Origin of the sequence: Nocardiopsis chromatogenes YIM 90109, assembly GCF_000341185.1 — a bacterium.
In the GTDB taxonomy this organism is placed as follows: domain Bacteria; phylum Actinomycetota; class Actinomycetes; order Streptosporangiales; family Streptosporangiaceae; genus Nocardiopsis_A; species Nocardiopsis_A chromatogenes.
Genome location: NZ_ANBH01000127.1, coordinates 1 through 16,199, shown reverse-complemented (window position 1 = coordinate 16,199; position 16,199 = coordinate 1). Strand labels below are relative to the sequence as shown.

The following is a 16,199-nucleotide window of genomic DNA, read 5'->3' as shown; positions in this document are numbered from 1 at the left end:
CCCTCCCCCCGCCGCAACTGGTTCGACCTGGTGGTCATCGTGCTGCCGGTGCTGCGCCCGCTGCGGCTGGTGCAGGTGATCCTGGTGCTCGGGTTCATCAACAAGCGGGCCCGGATGGTGACGCTGCGCCGGAGTGTGGCCTGGTACGCGGGGGCCGGGGCGGTGCTGCTGGTCGTGTGCGCCGCCCTGGCGGTGCTCGACGCCGAGCGCGGCGCGCCCGGTGCCGTGATCACGGACTTCCCCGAGGCCCTGTGGTGGGCGGCGACCACGGTCACCACGGTGGGCTACGGCGACTTCTACCCGGTGACGCTGTGGGGGCGGGTCGTGGCGATCGTGCTGTTCACCGCCGGTATCGCCCTGCTGGGTGTGGTCACCGGGACCCTGGCCTCCTGGTTCGTGGAGATGCTCGACACCGCCCAGGAGACCGCCTCGGCGACCCAGGCGCAGGTCGAGGACCTGATGCTGGAGGTCCGCGCCCTGCGCGCCGAACTGGCCGGGCGCGCCGCCGTGCCCGGCGACGGGGGCCCCGGAACAGCGGTGCCGGAACCGCCCCGCCCGCCGACAGACGGGGCCGGGGCCGACCCGGCGGACTGACGCGCCGCCCGGGGGCCGGGGCGTTCGGTCAGAGCACCGGCGGTTCGATCACGCCCGTCAGGTCCCCGCTCCGCCGCCTCCGGCCGGGCGGCGGCCGGATGCCGCTCGCGACGGGCGCCGTCCGTGCGGCGCTCCTCAGCCCTCCGGGCGCCAGTCGGCGTTGGCGCCGCACACCACCAGGCACGGGTGCTCGGCGGGAACGCGCCCGGCCAGCCAGGCGGCGAAGGGCACGGCCGCCGCGGGCTCGGCGGCGATGCGGAACTCCTCCCACAGCCGGTCCCGCGCCGAGACGATCTCCTCGTCGCTCACCAGCGCCGTCTCCACCGGGTTCGACCGCAGCACCTCGAACGGCACGTCGCCCAGCCGGGCCGCGCCCAGCGCGGAGGAGGCCACCGAGTCCACCGGCGTGTCGACCGGCTCTCCGGCGCGCACGGCCGCGTGCATGCTCTGGCACCCCTGCGGCTCCACGGCCACGACCGTGCGGGCGCCCGCCCCCAGGCGCACCCCCGCGGCCAGCCCGCCGCCGCCGACGGCCACCGCCACCGCGTCGCACCAGGGGGCGTCCTCGGCGATCTCCCGGCCGATGGTTCCCTGCCCGGCCACCACGTTCGGGTCGTCGTAGGCGTGCAGGTAGCGCAGCCCCTCGCGCTCGGCGTGGCGCACCGCCGCCTGCGCCGCCGACGCGTAGTGCTCGCCGACGCGCACCAGCCGGGCCCCGGAGGCCTCCAGCCGACGGGCCTTGGCCTCGGGCACCGTCTCGGGCACGTACACCACCGCCTCGATGCCCAGCAGGCGGGCGGCGGTGGCCACCCCCAGCCCGTGGTTGCCGCCCGAGGCGGTCACCACGCTGGCGGTCCGCTCACCCGACAGCAGGGCGTTGAGCGCGCCGCGCAGCTTGAACGCCCCGGTCAGCTGCAGGTGCTCCAGCTTCAGCGTCAGCGGGCGCCCGTCCACCCGCGCGGCCAGCACCGGGGTGCGGCGGGCGTAGGGAGCGATGCGCTCGGCCGCGGCGCGGACGTCGGCCGACGTGGGCAGATGGGCGGGAAGGGCGGTGCTCGGTGTCATGGAACCCACTCTGCCCCCGCACGTCCTTAAGTTAAAGTTGTGTCTGCTTACATTGATTAAGCAGAGCTTTAGGAAAAGCCGCGTCCCGGACGCGCGTCGGGCGGATGCCGCCCGCGCCGGTCGACCACCGGCGGGAGCGGGTTCGACCTGGGGATTGTCCGACCCCGACGGACGCGCCGCGTGGGCCGGGGAGGGGAGGGCGGGCGTGCTCGATGCCAACCGGGTGCGCGTGCTGGTCGAGGTGGCCCACGCCGGGTCCATCAGCGCCGCCGCCGCACGCATGTCCTTCACCGCCCCGGCCGTCTCCCAGCAGCTCACCAAGCTCGAACGGGAGCTGGGATGCGCGCTTTTGGAGCGCGGTCGCGGCGGTGTGCGCCTGACCGCGGCCGGCCGGGAGCTGCTGGCCTACGGCGAGCGCGTCATGGGCGACCTGCGCGACGCCGAGGCCGCGGTCCGGGCGGCGGCCGGAGAGGCGCCCCGCCGCCTCTCGCTCGGGGCGTTCGCCAGTGCGGGAAAGACCCTGGTGCCCAGCGCGCTGGCGGCGTTCCGGCGCGCCCACCCGGACGTGCGGCTCGCGCTGTCGGACATGGAACCGCCCGACGGGTACGGCCTGGTCACCTCCGGCGACCTGGACCTGCTCATCACCCACCGCTACCCGGGCGTGCCGCTCCCGGCCGCCGCCGGGCTGCACCGCGAACGCATCCTCGTCGACCCGCTGCTGCTGGTCCTGCCCGAGGGCCACCCGGCCGGGGAGCGCGGCGCCCCGCGCATCGAGGACCTGGCGGGGGAGGAGTGGATCTGCGGCGCCCCGGGCATCTCCAACCGGGTGGCGCTGGAGTCGGCCGCCCAGGAGGCGGGCGTGCGGATCTCCGTGGCGCACGAGACCCGCGACTACGAGGTGACGCTGGCGCTGATCCGGGCGGGGGTCGGCGTTGGGCTCATCCCCAGGACCATCCTCGGCGCCGCCCCTAAGGAGGGGTGGGCGGCGCGGCCGCTGGCGGGGGGATCGGGCGGGACCCGCAGACGGGCCCTGGCGCGCGAGATCTACGTCGTGCACCGCAGGCGCCCGTGGCGACCGGTGCCTGAGATGGTGGAGATGCTCAAGGGGTCGGCGCGCCGCGCGCGCGAACGCGGCGCGGAGCGCTTCGGTTGAGGCGGAGCGGCCCCTGGGCCCAGGGGCCGTCGCGGCGTGCGTGCGCGCCGGGGCACAGGGGCGGCCCGGGCGGGAGCGGCGACCCACGGCAGGAGGGGAGGGGCGGGGCGGCATGGACCTCACCGACGCCCAGCGCTTCGCGTTCGACGCGCTGGACCTGATCGGCGCGTTCGCCTTCGCGGTGTCGGGGGCGCTGGCCGCCGTGCGGCGCGGGTTCGACGTCGTCGGCATCGCGATGCTGGCCTGCTGCACCGCCTTCGGCGGCGGGATCGTGCGGGACGTCCTCATCGGCGCGGTTCCCCCGGCGGCCTTCCACGACCTGCGCTACCTGGCCACCGCGCTGGCGGCGGCCGTGCTGATCACGCTGTGGCACCCGCCGCCCCGGCTCGCGGGCGCCCCGCTGGACGCCGCCGACGCCGTCGGGCTGGGCCTGTACTGCGTCACCGGGACGGTCAAGGCGCTGGAGTACGGGCTGGGGCCGGTCCCGGCGGCGCTGATGGGGGTGGCCACGGCGGTCGGCGGGGGCATGCTGCGCGACCTGCTCACCGCCCGCACGCCCTCGGTGCTGCGCCGCGACTCCGAGATCTACCTGGTCCCGGCCCTGGTGGGGGCGTCGGCCACGTCCCTGCTGACGGTCGCGGGCGCCTACTCCCTGTGGACCGCCTCCCTGGCCGGGCTGGGGGCGATCGCGCTGCGGCTGCTGGCGCTCCGCTTCCACCTGCGCGCCCCCCTCGCCCGGGGCGGCCGCGACCGCAGGGAGGGGTGAGCCGCGGCCGGGCGCACCGGGGTCAGCGCGCCCTCCACTGCACGTGGGCCGGGACGACGTCGTCCACGCGCCGGCTCAGGGCGTCGTCCACGCCGACCACGCCTTCCACCGACGCCGTATGGCGCGCCAGCCGCTCGCCGTCGCTGCGCCGGTCCACCCGGCCGGACAGCCGGACCCGGCCGTCCTCCACCCGGGCCTCCACGGCGCGGGCCGCCGAGCCGAGGGCGTCGTCGAGCTCGTGCCGCACCTCAGCGGAGATGGCGGCGTCGTCGCGGTCGAACACCCGGAGCAGGTCCCGGCGGGTGACGATGCCGACGAGCCTCCCCCGCCCGTCGACCACGGGCAGCCGCTTCACGCCGCGCCGCTCCATGAGCCGGGCGGCCTGCACCACCGAGGCGTCGGGGGCGGTGGTGACCGGCGGCGCCGACATCAGGTCGCGGGCGGTGGCACCCGCGGCCTTGTCCGCGGCGCGCCGCCCGCTATGGCGTGTTGATTGGATCAGGTCCGTCGCGAGCGGTGTCCAGGTGTGTCCATCGCAAGGCCGCTGTGCTCCCGAAAAGCAGGAGGAGTCAGCCTGGGCGTGCTGTCGACCGATGAGAACGCAGCGAGGGGCGTGTCTGGGCGTCGCGCAGCAGGTCATGATCCAATCAACACGCCATAGGCCCCGCCCCGCTCAGGCGGGCCCGCAGGCGGGCGCGCAGGGGCGGCCAGTACTCCTCGTCGGGGTCCACGCGCTTGACCTCCTCCTTGTGCAGCAGGTCCTGCTCGAAGACGACCCCGGCCACGCGGCCGTCGGCGGCGAGCACCGGGACCGCGCTCACCGAGGCGGAGAGGAGGACGTCGACGATCTCCTTGTACGCGGCGTCCTCGCCGACCGACAGCACTTCGGTGGTCATGACTCGGCTGACTGCGCTGGGCATCGGGCCCTCCTCGGGGATCAGGGCGGATGCCTCCGAGTCTGCGCCTGCGCGGCATGCGCGGTCAGTGCCGTCGGCGCCCCGGGAGCGGGGCCTTCGTCGCCCTGGGGGCGGGAACCGGACGAATCAGTGCTGAAGCGGGAAAACCGGTGGCGCGGGGTGCGCCGAGCCGCTAGGTTCTCCGGCGTGAACATGACGCTCGGCGACGCCTTCAACCGCCGCAAGAAGCTCGCATCGGACCTGCGTTCCTGGCTCAACCGGCTCGGCCTGGCAGGCGCGGAGCGCCGTTCCTACCGGACCGCCGGCCTGGAGGGCGACGACGCCTACCGCCCCGAGCCGGGGACCGAGAAGGCTACCACCCGCGCCTACACCGTGCCCGAGTGCCGGGAGCGGATCGCGGCGATCCTGGCCGAGGACGAGGAGCTGGCGCTGCGCATCTCCCGCACCAACCAGCGGGCGCGCGCGGAGATCGAGGACCTCGACGGGCGCGTGCGGACCCTGTCCGTTCCCGAGCTGCTGGTGCTCAAAGACGACGTCATCCCCAAGCTCGAACAGGCCGCGCGGGCGGTGCCGCTGCGCGCCGACGACGTCGGGGTGTACGACAGCGGGGACGACTGGATCCGGTACCGCACGGTCAAGCGGGTCGAGCGCAAGCGGGAGTCGTTCAGCGACAAGGGCCTCAAGATCGAGGAGGTCGAGCTGGTGGGCTACGACATCGCCGAGGTCACCGACTACGGGCTGCCGCGCCGCAGCCAGTGGGACGAGATCGACCGCATCGCCGAGTTCGCCCAGCGGGTCAAGCAGGCGATCAACCGGGCCAACAAGACCGAACTGGTCGAGCTGGACTGACCTCCGCCAGGAGGACACCGCCGCCCCGCCTCCGACGGCCCGGACGGGGCGCACCACGGACAGCGGGGCCGGGGCACCGAAGTGTCGGTCGTAGAGAGGTATCCGGAGTAGAAGGTCTTTTCGCCTATCCGCCTACCACACATTGAGCAGGTGTGTCCGTTGTACGCCTTGTAGCACGCGGCATGGAGCGCCGCAGGTATCAGGCATATGCGCAACAGGTCACCGGTCACCGGTACCACCACATCTGAAGGGTTCCACACACCCTGGCCAGCCCCGGTCACCGCTCTTGGGGCCCGGAGCCGCCCCAGCTCCGGGCCCCAAGGCATTCTTCGAAGAGGAGACGGAACATGCCCCCCGGCCCGTTCCTGTACCCGGCCGACCCGCTGCGGCCGCGTGCCGTCGACGAGGCGTTCCGGAGCGAGGCGCAGCGGATGCGCGCCGAAGGCGCAGAGGTCGGACGCCTCGACCACGATGCGCTGCTCGCAGGCGGGGCGGACTGTTCGCTCTCCTCGGTGCCGGGCGACGGCGCGGCCCTGTGGTACAGGGGCTGGATGGTGCCGGTCCCCCGGTACAGGGAGCTGGAGGCCGCCCTGGACAGGCGCGGGGCCCGGCTCGCCGTCGGCGCGGACGCCTATGCGCGCGCCCACGAGCTGCCCGGGTGGTACGCGCAGTTCGAGGGGATCACCCCCGCCAGCGTGTGGTGTGCGGCCGAACCCGGGCGTGCCCCGGAGGCGGGCGAGCTCGCGCGTGCCGTGGCGCCCCTGGGGAGCGGCCGGGGGATCGTCAAGGATTTCGTGAAGTCGCGCAAACACGAGTGGCGCGAGGCCTGCTTCGTCCCCGACCTGGCCGACACCGGCGCCCTGCACGCCGTTGCCGCGCGCATGGTCGGGCTCCAGGGCGACTTCCTGGCGGGCGGCGTAGTGGTGCGCGCCTACGAGGACCTCCAGGGGCCTGAGGCGCGTGCGTGGTGGGTGCACGGCCGACCGGTATCGGTCGGGGCGCACCCGGACACCCCGGACGAGGCGCCGTACCCGCCGCGGGCGTTCCTGGAAGAGGTGGCGGGCCGGGTGCGCGCGCTCGGGCACCCCTTCGTCGTCACCGACCTGGCGTGCACGGCCGACGGCCGCTGGCGCGTGGTGGAGGTCGGAGACGGCCAGGTGACGGGCCTGCCGGAGGGGACGGACCCCGAGGAGGTCCTGGGACGGCTCGTCTGAGAGGCCCCGGCCGGACGCGGCGGCGCCCCGCCGCGCGGACCCGCTCCACACGGACCCGTTCCCCGTGCGCGGCTCGCGGGGATGCGGTTCGCGGCGGTCCTGCGCGGTTAGCGCCTCCGGGAGAGGAGGCGATGCGCAATGACCACGTGGACGACGGTCTTCGCCTTGCTGTTCCTGATCGGCACCGTCTTCGGTATCTGGTGGCTGGTGCAGTGGACCTCCGGTCCCCGGAGGTACTTCCAGGCGGGCAAGGCCGATCCCCGGCGCGGGCGCTTCCCCGTGCGCGAGCGGGACGCGCTCGCACCCCGCACGGTGGAGGAGGCACCGGGCGCAGGCGACCGCTTCGACGCCCCTATCGGCGAGCGCGCCGCCGCCGTCATCGAGGGGGAGCGGCACGGCCCCTCCACCATGCGCACCAGCATCGACGCGGCCGCGCGCAGGTTCATCGAGGACACGGCGGACGGGCCCGAGCCCGGTCCGGAGCGCCCGCCGTGGGCGGTGGACGGGCGCCGCCGCCGGCGGCCCCGCCGTGCCGCCGAGAACACCCGGAGGCGTTCCGGGGTGTCCCCCGCCGACGAACCGGCCTGGGGGACGGTCCGCCCGTACACCCGCCGCCCCGGAGATCCGCGCGGCTATGAGCCCCCCAGCGGCGCGGTCCGCGCCGCCGCGTGCAGCCGGTGCCGCCGGAGGTGGTCCATGACCGCCTCGTTCGCCTCCTCGGCGCGCTCCTCGAAGTAGGCGTGGCGCGCGCCCTCGACGAGGTGGAGGCGGGCGCCCGGGATGCGGTCGGCGATCAGGCGGGCGTTGGCCGCAGGGGCGAACGCGTCGTCGGTTCCGTGCAGGACGAGGGTGGGGGCGCTGATCGACGGGAGGGCGTCCCAGGCGTCGTGGGCCCTACTGGCGGCCAGGTGGGCCCTGCGCGCGTGCGGCTCCATCGACGGGTCGCCCAGCACGCGGTAGGGGCCGGGTTCGCGCTCGGCCCACTCGGGCGTGAACATCAGCCCGATCAGCGTGCGCCGCGCCGCCTCGCGGTCGGGCGAGCCCAGTGCGCGCGCGATGGCGGAGGAGGCGTTCACCGCGTTCGGGCCGCCGGGGGAGGTGCAGCCCAGCACCAGCGCGCCGACCCGTTCGGGGTGGTCGGCGGCGATCCACTGGGCGATCTTGCCGCCCATCGACGTCCCGTACACATGGGCGCGCTCCACGCCCAGGCCGTCCAGGACGGCCACCGCGTCGGCGGCGAAGCGCCGGGTGGAGTACTCGGCCTCGCGCGGGGCGTCCGAGGCGCCGGTGCCCACGTGGTCGGTGGCGATGGTGCGGAACCCGGCACCGAGGGCCGGGCGGACGCCGTCCCACCAGGTGTGGTCGTTGGCCTGCCCGGCGAGCAGCAGCAGGGGCTCGCCCGAGCCGCGCACGTCGTAGTGGATCCGGGCCTGGTCGGGAGCGGTCGCGTACGGCACAAGGGGGATTCTCCCACGCACACGGGGACGGGTCGTGACCTTCGGCACCAAATACCCCATCTGCAATGAAAACGGTTATCATAATTCGCGCTCGCCCCCCTGGCCGTGCGCGAGACGCCGCGCCCCGTCCCCCGACCGGAAGAACGCCGTGAACAACCGAACCGCCCTTCCCTCAGCGGCCGCCGCCCTGCTCCTGCTCGCCGCCTGCGCGCCCCCCGGCGCCGCCGGCGACGACGGCCGCATCGCGGTGGCGATGATGCAGCCGCCCCGATCCGGCCTGTCCCCGCACAGCGACGACGCCTTCAAGCTGTCCCGCTGGAGCACCGCCGAAACCCTCGTCACCCTCGACGGCGACGGCGACCCCCAGCCCGGGCTCGCCGAGGAGTGGGAGGAGGCCGAGCCGGGCACGTGGGTCTTCACCCTGCGCGAGGGCGTCGTCTTCCACGACGGCACCGACCTGACCGCCTCGGCCGCCGCCAACGCCCTCACCCGGGCCGCCGAGGCCTCGCCCGCGCCGCGCATCCTCGACGGCGTCGAGATGGAGGCCGAGGCCGACGACGGCGCCGGGACGGTCACCGTCACCACCGGGGAGCCCGACCCGCTCGTGCCCCAGCGCCTCTCCTCGCCCCAGCTCGCGATCCTGGCCGAGAGCGCCTACGAGGGCGGCACCGTCGACCCCGTCGGCACCGGCACCGGCCCCTTCGAACTGGTCGGCACCGACGGCACCAGCTCGGCCACCCTCGACCGCTTCGACGAGTACTGGGGCGAGCCCGCCGCGGCCGCCGGAATCGACGTCGACTACGTCCCCGACGGCACCGCCCGCGCGGCCGCGCTGCGCACCGGCGAGGCCGACATCGTCGAGGCGATCCCCGTCTCCCAGGCCGGGCTCCTCGACCAGGAGCTCATCACCGAAGTGCCCATGCCGCGGACCAACACCCTCTACCTCAACGCCGAGGACGGCCCCTTCAGCGACCCGGGGCTGCGCGCCGCCGCGCGCGAGGCGGTCGACGCCTCCGCCCTCATCGACGGGGTCTACGAGGGCCGCGCCGACGCCGCCGAAGGCCTGCTCGGCCCCGCCATCCCCTGGGCCTCGGAGCGGCCCGCCCGCGAGGACGCGGCCGAGGCCGAGGACCCCGACGGCACCCGCATCACCCTGGCCACCTTCACCGACCGGGCCGAACTGCCCGAGGTCGCCACCGTGCTGGAGCAGCAGCTCACCGACGCCGGCTTCGAGGTCGAGCAGGAGGTGCGCGAGTACGCCAACATCGAGGAGGACGCCCTGGACGGCGCCTTCGACGCCTTCATCCTGTCCCGCGCCACCGTCCTGGACTCCGGCGACCCGGTCGCCTACATGGTCAGCGACTTCACCTGCGACGGGTCCTTCAACATCGCCCAGCTGTGCGACGAGCGGGTCGACGGGCTCCTCGAAGAGGCCGAGGCCGCACCGGCCGGACCCGGGCGCCGCGAGGCGGTCCTGGAGGCCGAGGCGGCGGTGCTGGCCACCGACGCGGCCATCCCCCTGCTGCACGAGCGCGTCGTCCAGGGCGATGCCGCGGGGGTGCGGGACTCCGCCAAGGACCCGCGCGAGCGGAGGCTCATCACGGCCGAGACCCGCATCGACTGATGGGCCGGGGACTGCAGGCGGGCATCGCCCGCCTATCGGCCCTCGCGCTCGTCCTGGCCGTCGTCGGCCTGCTGCCCTGGCTCTCGGGCCGCGACCCCGCGCTGGCCCTGCTGCGCGCCCGCTCGGCCGAGCAGGAGCCCACCGAGGAGGCGCTGCGGGCCATCCGGGAGGAGCACGGCCTGGGCGAGGGCCCGGCCGCCCTGCTCGGCGGCTGGTTCACCGGGCTGCTCCGCGGCGACCTGGGCACCTCGTGGGTGTCCGGCGGGCCGGTCCTGCCCGGGGTGCTGGACGCCATGGCGGTGTCGCTGGCCCTGATGGGCGCCGCGTTCGCGGTGGCGCTGGCCGTCGCCGCCCTGGTGTGCGCCCCGGTCCTGGTGCGCGGCGCCCGGGGCACCCTGCGCCCCGGCGGGTCGGGCAGCGGCGCCCTCGCGGCCATGCTCGCCGCGCTGCCGGAGTTCCTCGTCGGCGTGGTGCTGATGGTGGCCCTGGCGGTGTGGCTGGGCTGGCTGCCGCCCTACGGGTGGCGCGGCCCCGAGCACATGGTGCTTCCTGCGCTGGCCATGGGGGTGCCCGCCGGGGGGCTGCTGGGGAGGCTGGCCGCCGACGCGCTCCCCGCGGTCTTCGCCGAGCGCTGGGCGGGCCTGTGGGCGGCCTCGGGGTGCAGCCCGGCGCGCATCGCCGGGGCGGCGCTGCGGCGGGCCGTCCCCGCACTGGTGCCCCAGCTGGGCATGGTGGCGGTAGGGCTGACCGGCGGCGCCGTGGCGGTGGAGACGGTGTTCTCCGTCCCGGGCATCGGCCGGACCGCGATCGGCGCCGCCGAAGCCCGCGACCTCCCCCTGCTGCAGGGGTCGGTGCTGGCACTGGTGCTCCTCGGAGCGGCGGCGGGGACCGCCGCCCAGGCGCTGCGCGCCCTGCTGCTGGGGCCGGGGCTGCGCGACGCCGCGCTCGCCCTGCCCCCGCCGCCCTCGGCCCCGCCCGGTCCGCTGCGGCGCGCCGTCCCCGTGGTGTGCGCGGCGGTGCTGGTCGCGGCCACCGCGTGGGGCCTCACCCGGGACGCGCTGACCGTGGACACCGGGCTGCGGCTGGCCGGGCCCTCATGGGCGCACCCGCTGGGCACCGACGCCGTGGGGCGCGACGTGCTGGCCCGCGTGGGGCACGGCGCGGTGTCCACCATCGGCACGGCCGCGCTGGTGTGCCTGCTGAGCCTGCTCATCGCCCTGGTGGTGGGGTTCCGGCCGACGCTGGCGGCCGGGGCCTCGGAGGCCGCGAACGCGGTCCCCCCGGTCATCGCGGCGATCCTGGTGGCCGCCGCGACAGGGCCGGGCCAGGCCGGTGCGCTCGCGGCGGTGGCCCTGGTGTCCTGGCCCCCGCTCGCGGCGCACGCCGCGGCACTCGTGCAGGAGACACGGGCGGCCGCCTATCTCTCGGCCCAGCGCGCCTTCGGGGCGACACCGGTGTGGATCCTGACCCGGCACACACTGCCCGCGGTGATCGGTCCTCTCTCGCGGCATGCGGTGCTGCGGCTTCCGGGGATCGCACTGGCACTGGCATCGCTCGGGTTCCTCGGACTGGGGGCCCAGCCCCCGTCGGCCGAATGGGGGCTGAGCCTGTCGGAGTCGCTGCCCTATGTGGAGCGCGCACCGTCGGCCGTGCTGGCCCCGGCGGGGATGCTGATGATGCTGGCCGCGTTCGCGGTATCGCTGTCCACCCTGGCCGATGTCCCGAGGACGGTGTCGCGCGCCCGCCCGCCCGGCGACCGCGCGGCGGCGTGACGGCGGCATGGCGGCCGTGTGCGGGCGCGGTCGAGCGGAGACCGTCCTGTCCGACTCGACCCGTGTGCGTCCCGCCCCACCCGGGAGGCCCGGTGGCCCGCCCGATCGGGGCGGGTCGNGGCCTGCGGGGGCGCGGAAGCCGGTGGGGCCACCCGCCCCCGCAGGCCGCCGGGTGATCACCGGTCACTGCCCGGGGCGGGCGGGGCGGCGTCGGCCATCGCCCGCTCCCTCCGAGCGGGGCGGAATCCGGGCGGCATCTCGGCCGACCCGGTATCTCCGCAGGTCGGCCGACCGGTTCGAGTGAGACGGGACAGAGAAGGCGACGAGGACCCGGACAGATGCCGGGACGAGAGGAAGGGCCGGACGTGCTGAGCGGCGGAACGATGGAGAATGACACGGCAGCAAGGCGCGGGTACTCCTGGTGGGCGCCCCAGGGCCGGGGCGCGGCCGGGTCTGCGGCCACCGGTGAAAGGGCCGTGCAGAGGACGGCCGGGAGGGCGGAAGGGAGGGGCGCCTCATGAACGGGTCCCCCGTGCTCTCCGTGCGGGACCTGGCCGTCACCCTGCCAGGGCGGAACGGCCCCGTACACGCCGTCCGGGGACTCTCCTTCGATGTGGGGCCGGGCGAAGCCCTGGCCGTCGTCGGGGAGTCCGGGGCAGGGAAGTCCGTCACCGCGCGCACCGTGCTGGGCATGGCGCCGTTCGGCGCCCGCATCTCCGGCAGCGCCACGGTCGGCGGGCAGGAGGTCGTGGGGGCCTCGGCCGCCGGACTCCGGGCGTTGCGCGGGCGCCGTGCCACCCTCATCCCGCAGGACGCCCTGGCGGTCCTGAGCCCGGTGCACACGGTCGGAGCGCAGATCGCCGCCGCCTTGCGGTCCGTCCGCCGGACCGGCAGGGCGCAGGCACGACGGGAGGCGGTGGCGGCCCTCGGCCGTGTGGGGATCCCCGACCCCGAGCGCGCGGCACGGCGCTACCCGCACGAGTTCTCCGGCGGCATGCGCCAGCGGGCCGTCATCGCCATGGCGACCGCGGGCGAGCCCGACCTGGTGTTCGCGGACGAGCCCACCACCGCCCTCGACCCGGTCACCCGCGAGCACGTCCTCGACCTGCTTCAAGAGATGCGCGAGCGGACGGGGGCCGCCCTCGTGCTCATCACGCACGATCCGGCCGGGGCGGGCGCCCGGACCGACCGGATGCTGGTGATGTACGCGGGCCGACATGTGGAGTCCGGACCGTCGGCCGAAGTCCTCGGCGCCCCGCGCGCTCCGTACACCGCCGGTCTGCTCGCGTCGCTTCCCGAACGCGCACCGTCCGCAACCGGGCCGCTGCCGGTCATCCCCGGGGCGCCGCCGGTCCCCGGGCGGCCGCCCGCCGGATGCGCGTTCGAGCCGCGGTGCCCGCTGGCCTCCGACCCCTGCCGGAGCGACCCGCCGGATCCCGCGCCGGTGCCCGGCGCACGGGATCGCCTGGTCTCCTGCCACCGCCGGGCCGACGTACCGGAACCGCCGTCGGCCCTGTTCGCCGACGCGGCCCCCGGCCGGGAGCCGGCCGGGGCGTGAGCGGGCCCGCGCACGCCCCCGGGGCCCCGCGTCCCCTGTGACCGAGAGGAACGATGCCACCGATGCCCACCCACCCGGCGCCCCTGCTGGAGGCGCGCGGAATCACCGTGCGCCGCCCTGGCCGGGGGCGGCGCGCCGCCCCTGTGACCGCCGTCGACGGGTGCTCCTTCACCGTCCGCGCCGGGGAGACCCTCGCCCTGGTCGGCGCCTCGGGAAGCGGAAAGAGCAGCACCGCGGAGGCCGTGCTCATGCTCCGCAGGCCCGACAGCGGAAGCGTCCTCTTCGAGGGGCGGGACATCACCGACCTGTCCGCCGAGGGGATGCGCGCGCTGCGCCCGGCGATGCAGCCGGTCTTCCAGGACCCGTTCGGGGCACTCAGCCCGCGCATGCGGGTCCGTGACGCCATCGCGGAGCCGATCAAGGTGCACAAGCGCTGGGATCCCGAGACCGGTCCGGACGAGGTCGACTCGCTCCTCGGCCGGGTCGGGCTGGCACCCGAGCTCGGCGGCGCCCTGCCCTCGGACCTGTCGGGCGGCCAGTGCCAGCGGGTCGGCATCGCCCGTGCGCTGGCCTTGCGCCCCCGCCTGCTGGTGCTGGACGAGCCCGTCTCCGCGCTGGACCCGTCGGTGCGCGCGGGGGTGGTCAACCTCCTGACCCGCCTCCAAGAGGAACAGGGGCTGGGCTACCTGTTCATCAGCCACGACTTCGCACTGGTGCGCCGTATCGCGCACAGGGTCGCCGTCCTGGACGCGGGACGCATCGTGGAGGAGGGCCCGACCGCCGAGGTCTGCCGGGACCCGGGACACTACCGGACCAGGGAACTGCTCGCCGCCTCCGGTCTGCTCGCGCAGCGGGCGGGCACGGCCGGTGCGGCAGACGCGGCCGGTGCGGCCGACGGAGCCCTGCGAGGTGCCCGGTGAGCCCGGCCGGACCGGCGTCCCCGCCCCCGCCCCCGTCCGCGGCCGCCCGCGTCGCGGACCGCGCCCGGACGCGCATGGCGGAATGGCGCAGCGACGTCCACGACGCCGGACCGCTGGTCCGCCTCCTGGCCTCGACCCAGTTCGCGTTCAACATCGGCTTCTTCGCGGTCGTGCCCTACCTCGCCGTCCACCTCGGACAGACGCTCGGGCTGGCGGGTTGGCTGGTCGGCCTGGTCCTGGGGCTGCGCACCTTCAGCCAGCAGGGGCTGTTCGCCGTGGGCGGGGCGCTGACCGACCGGTTCGGCGTGCGCCCCGTGGTGCTGACCGGGTGCGTGCTGAGGGCGGCCGGGTTCGCCTGGCTCGCCGTGGCGCAGGCGACGGCGGGCGTCATCGCCTCGGTCCTGCTGATCGGGTTCGCGGCCGCGCTGTTCTCCCCGGCGGTGGAGACCGAGGCGGCGCGGCAGGCGGTCGGCTACGAACGGCGGACCGGCCGCCCGCGCACGCGCGTCCTCGGACTGTTCTCGGCGGCGGGGCAGGCGGGCACGCTGATCGGCCCGGTGCTCGGGTCCCTGCTCCTGCTCGGCGGGTTCCGGACCGCCTGCCTGGCCGGGGCGGCGCTGTTCATGCTCGTGTGGTTCGGCCATCTGAGACTGCTGCCGGAGGAGCCGCCGCGCCCGGACGGGCCCGCCCCCGGCCCGCAGCGGCCCCAGGGGAGGCCCTCCGGCCTGCTCGACCGCCGCTTCCTGGGCCTGTGCGCGGCCTACAGCTCCTACCTGGTGGCCTACAACCAGCTCTATCTGGCGCTTCCGCAGGAGGTGGAGCGCGCCACCGGTTCCCAGGCGGCCCTGGGCTGGCTGCTCGCGCTCGCGTCGGCGTTCTACCTCATCGTGCAGATGCCCCTGCTGAACTGGGCGTCCCGGCGCCTCACCCGGCGCGGTGCCGTCCGCGCGGGCCTGCTGCTGATCGCGGTGGGGTTCGTCGGCGCCGCCGTGCTGCTCCCGGTGGAGGCCGCGGGCGGACTCCTGCCGTCGGTGGCCTTCGTCCTGCTGCTGACCGCGGGGCAGGCGCTGGTCGTGCCCACCGCGCGCGCATGGCTGCCCGACCTCGTCGCCGACCGCCGCTTGGGGCTGGCCAACGGCACGATGTCCTCGGTGGCGGGGCTGGCGGTGCTGGCCTGTGGCGCTCCGGCGGGGGCGCTGCTGTCGGCTCCGGGGGCCGTGCCATGGCTCGTGCTGGCGGTGCTGCCGCTGCTGGGGTGCCTCGCGGCGCCGGGGCGGCCGGAGGTCCGCCGAGGGGGGTCCTGAAGCGCGGCCCGGAGCGCTCTCAGACCCGGGCCAGGAACGCGCCGATGCGGGCCCGGATCCGGGGGTGGTCGTCGGCGTACCAGATGAGGTGGCTGTCGGCGGTGCTCTCCACCAGTTCGGCCCCCAGCGCCTCGGACAGCGCCTCGGCGTGGGCGAAGGGGACCGCCCCGTCCTTGCGGGCGGCCACCACCAGGGCGGGCTGGGCGACCAGCGCGGTCGCCGGGCGCGGGTCGGCCGTGGCGCGCAGGTCAAGGGTGAATCCGGCGCCCGAGCGCATCCGGGAGAACAGCCCGGCCAGCTCCCGGCGCCGCGCGGCGGGGAGCCGGGCGACCACCCGGCGGGGCGGTTCGGTGGACAGGCCGCCCATCATCGCGCTCAGCCCGGCCGTGGGGTTGGCCCGCATCATGCCCCGGACGCCCGCCCACGTGGCGGCCTCGGCCCCGGATGCGAAGACGATGCGGCCCGCGCGCCGCACGGCGGGCTCGGGCCAGGGGAGGGGACCCACCGAACTCTCCAAGACCAGGGAGCGCACCAGGCGCGGGTGGCGGGCCGCCATCGCGATCGCGGTCAGGCCCCCGGCGGAGATGCCCACCACGGCGTCGGCCTGCTGCAGGCCCAGGTGGCGGCAGAGTTCGGCGGCGGCGTCGGCGAACCGCTCGGGCGTGGTGCCGGTGGAGGCGGGGGTGCGGCCGTAGCCGGGGCGGGAGAGCGCGAGGACGCTGTGCCCGCTGTCGAGGAAGGCGTCCTCGCCCTGGGGGAGGGAGGCGCGCATGTGGCCGCCGTGGAACACCACCACGGCGTTGGGGCCTGCGCGGTGGAACCGGTACTCGACGCGCCCGGCCGTCAGGTCGGCGATGGAGGTGGGGTGCTCAAGGAAGTCGGCTCGGGGATCAGGACGCACGGAACCTCCGGGGAACGGGGCCGCCGCCGTAGGGGCGGGGCGGGCCTTTCATCCTAGGGCGCCGGTACGGCTGCCCTAGATGAGTGATTCCAAGGGGTGAGCCAC

Annotated in this window: 16 protein-coding genes; 11 read left to right on the top strand and 5 right to left on the bottom strand. The window is 75.9% G+C overall.

Annotated elements, in window-relative coordinates; genetic code table 11:
- Window positions 1-594: potassium channel family protein (locus D476_RS39745; protein ID WP_017624394.1), on the top strand; the 594-nt coding region annotated here is incomplete at its 5' end.
- Between the two features lie 135 nt (window positions 595-729).
- Here D476_RS39745 and D476_RS0113105 read toward each other — a convergent pair.
- Window positions 730-1,659 carry a threonine/serine dehydratase gene (locus D476_RS0113105; protein WP_017624393.1) on the bottom strand — a complete coding sequence of 310 codons (930 nt, stop codon included), beginning with the start codon at window positions 1,657-1,659 and terminating at the stop codon, window positions 730-732.
- Between the two features lie 205 nt (window positions 1,660-1,864).
- Between D476_RS0113105 and D476_RS0113100 the strand changes: the two genes are divergently transcribed.
- Together D476_RS0113100 and D476_RS0113095 are read left to right on the top strand one after the other, a co-directional pair.
- Window positions 1,865-2,812 (top strand): LysR family transcriptional regulator, encoded by a 948-nt coding sequence (locus D476_RS0113100; RefSeq protein ID WP_026123470.1) that lies wholly within the window; start codon window positions 1,865-1,867, stop codon window positions 2,810-2,812.
- A gap of 112 nt (window positions 2,813-2,924) precedes the next feature.
- The gene (locus tag D476_RS0113095) at window positions 2,925-3,578 is read left to right on the top strand and encodes a trimeric intracellular cation channel family protein (RefSeq protein ID WP_017624391.1); all 654 of its coding nucleotides are present in this window, start codon (window positions 2,925-2,927) and stop codon (window positions 3,576-3,578) included.
- A gap of 22 nt (window positions 3,579-3,600) precedes the next feature.
- Here D476_RS0113095 and D476_RS33160 read toward each other — a convergent pair whose 3' ends face one another.
- Together D476_RS33160 and D476_RS0113085 are read right to left on the bottom strand one after the other, a co-directional pair.
- Entirely contained in the window at window positions 3,601-4,008 is a 408-nt protein-coding gene (locus tag D476_RS33160) for a CBS domain-containing protein (RefSeq protein WP_017624390.1), read from the bottom strand.
- A 217-nt stretch (window positions 4,009-4,225) separates the two neighbouring features.
- The gene (locus D476_RS0113085) at window positions 4,226-4,498 is read right to left on the bottom strand and encodes a CBS domain-containing protein (protein WP_083939506.1); all 273 of its coding nucleotides are present in this window, start codon (window positions 4,496-4,498) and stop codon (window positions 4,226-4,228) included.
- A 189-nt stretch (window positions 4,499-4,687) separates the two neighbouring features.
- On the opposite strand from D476_RS0113085, the gene D476_RS0113080 reads away from it, so the two are divergent.
- The 3 genes from D476_RS0113080 (at window position 4,688) to D476_RS33155 (ending at window position 7,296) form a co-directional block, all read left to right on the top strand.
- Window positions 4,688-5,344: a hypothetical protein gene (locus D476_RS0113080; protein WP_239648693.1), complete on the top strand. Its 657-nt coding sequence runs from the start codon at window positions 4,688-4,690 to the stop codon at window positions 5,342-5,344.
- Between the two features lie 347 nt (window positions 5,345-5,691).
- Window positions 5,692-6,558, top strand: coding sequence for an ATP-grasp domain-containing protein (locus D476_RS0113075; protein WP_017624387.1), 867 nt, complete (start codon window positions 5,692-5,694; stop codon window positions 6,556-6,558).
- Window positions 6,559-6,696: 138 nt separating this feature from the next.
- Complete coding sequence (locus tag D476_RS33155; RefSeq protein WP_017624386.1) at window positions 6,697-7,296, top strand: hypothetical protein; 600 nt, start codon at window positions 6,697-6,699, stop codon at window positions 7,294-7,296.
- Here D476_RS33155 and D476_RS0113065 read toward each other — a convergent pair.
- Window positions 7,191-8,015 (bottom strand): alpha/beta fold hydrolase, encoded by an 825-nt coding sequence (locus D476_RS0113065; RefSeq protein ID WP_017624385.1) that lies wholly within the window; start codon window positions 8,013-8,015, stop codon window positions 7,191-7,193. The genes D476_RS33155 and D476_RS0113065 overlap by 106 nt on opposite strands.
- 148 nt (window positions 8,016-8,163) lie before the next feature.
- On the opposite strand from D476_RS0113065, the gene D476_RS0113060 reads away from it, so the two are divergent.
- From D476_RS0113060 to D476_RS0113040, 5 genes are all read left to right on the top strand, one after another.
- On the top strand, window positions 8,164-9,639 hold the full coding sequence (locus D476_RS0113060; RefSeq protein ID WP_017624384.1) for an ABC transporter substrate-binding protein: 1,476 nt from the start codon (window positions 8,164-8,166) through the stop codon (window positions 9,637-9,639).
- Window positions 9,639-11,411, top strand: coding sequence for an ABC transporter permease subunit (locus D476_RS0113055; RefSeq protein ID WP_017624383.1), 1,773 nt, complete (start codon window positions 9,639-9,641; stop codon window positions 11,409-11,411). Before D476_RS0113060 ends, D476_RS0113055 begins: the two co-directional genes overlap by 1 nt.
- Before the next feature lie 517 nt (window positions 11,412-11,928).
- The gene (locus D476_RS0113050) at window positions 11,929-12,969 is read left to right on the top strand and encodes an ABC transporter ATP-binding protein (RefSeq protein WP_017624382.1); all 1,041 of its coding nucleotides are present in this window, start codon (window positions 11,929-11,931) and stop codon (window positions 12,967-12,969) included.
- 62 nt (window positions 12,970-13,031) lie between these two features.
- Window positions 13,032-13,889 (top strand): ATP-binding cassette domain-containing protein, encoded by an 858-nt coding sequence (locus D476_RS0113045; protein WP_017624381.1) that lies wholly within the window; start codon window positions 13,032-13,034, stop codon window positions 13,887-13,889.
- 74 nt (window positions 13,890-13,963) lie between these two features.
- A complete protein-coding gene (locus D476_RS0113040; protein ID WP_083939508.1) occupies window positions 13,964-15,193 on the top strand; it encodes an MFS transporter in 1,230 nt (409 codons plus the stop codon).
- 19 nt (window positions 15,194-15,212) lie between these two features.
- Here D476_RS0113040 and D476_RS0113035 read toward each other — a convergent pair whose 3' ends face one another.
- Entirely contained in the window at window positions 15,213-16,094 is an 882-nt protein-coding gene (locus D476_RS0113035) for an alpha/beta fold hydrolase (RefSeq protein WP_017624379.1), read from the bottom strand.
- Window positions 16,095-16,199 lie beyond the last annotated feature (105 nt).

Bases quoted from the DNA above. Each gene is read 5' to 3' on its own strand.
- D476_RS0113105 (WP_017624393.1), bottom strand. From the start codon at position 1,659: ATGACACCGAGCACCGCCCTTCCCGCCCATCTGCCCACGTCGGCCGAC.
- D476_RS0113095 (WP_017624391.1), top strand. From the start codon at position 2,925: ATGGACCTCACCGACGCCCAGCGCTTCGCGTTCGACGCGCTGGACCTG.
- D476_RS33160 (WP_017624390.1), bottom strand. From the start codon at position 4,008: ATGTCGGCGCCGCCGGTCACCACCGCCCCCGACGCCTCGGTGGTGCAG.
- D476_RS0113085 (WP_083939506.1), bottom strand. From the start codon at position 4,498: ATGCCCAGCGCAGTCAGCCGAGTCATGACCACCGAAGTGCTGTCGGTC.
- D476_RS0113080 (WP_239648693.1), top strand. From the start codon at position 4,688: ATGACGCTCGGCGACGCCTTCAACCGCCGCAAGAAGCTCGCATCGGAC.
- D476_RS0113075 (WP_017624387.1), top strand. From the start codon at position 5,692: ATGCCCCCCGGCCCGTTCCTGTACCCGGCCGACCCGCTGCGGCCGCGT.
- D476_RS33155 (WP_017624386.1), top strand. From the start codon at position 6,697: ATGACCACGTGGACGACGGTCTTCGCCTTGCTGTTCCTGATCGGCACC.
- D476_RS0113055 (WP_017624383.1), top strand. From the start codon at position 9,639: ATGGGCCGGGGACTGCAGGCGGGCATCGCCCGCCTATCGGCCCTCGCG.
- D476_RS0113050 (WP_017624382.1), top strand. From the start codon at position 11,929: ATGAACGGGTCCCCCGTGCTCTCCGTGCGGGACCTGGCCGTCACCCTG.
- D476_RS0113045 (WP_017624381.1), top strand. From the start codon at position 13,032: ATGCCCACCCACCCGGCGCCCCTGCTGGAGGCGCGCGGAATCACCGTG.
- D476_RS0113040 (WP_083939508.1), top strand. From the start codon at position 13,964: ATGGCGGAATGGCGCAGCGACGTCCACGACGCCGGACCGCTGGTCCGC.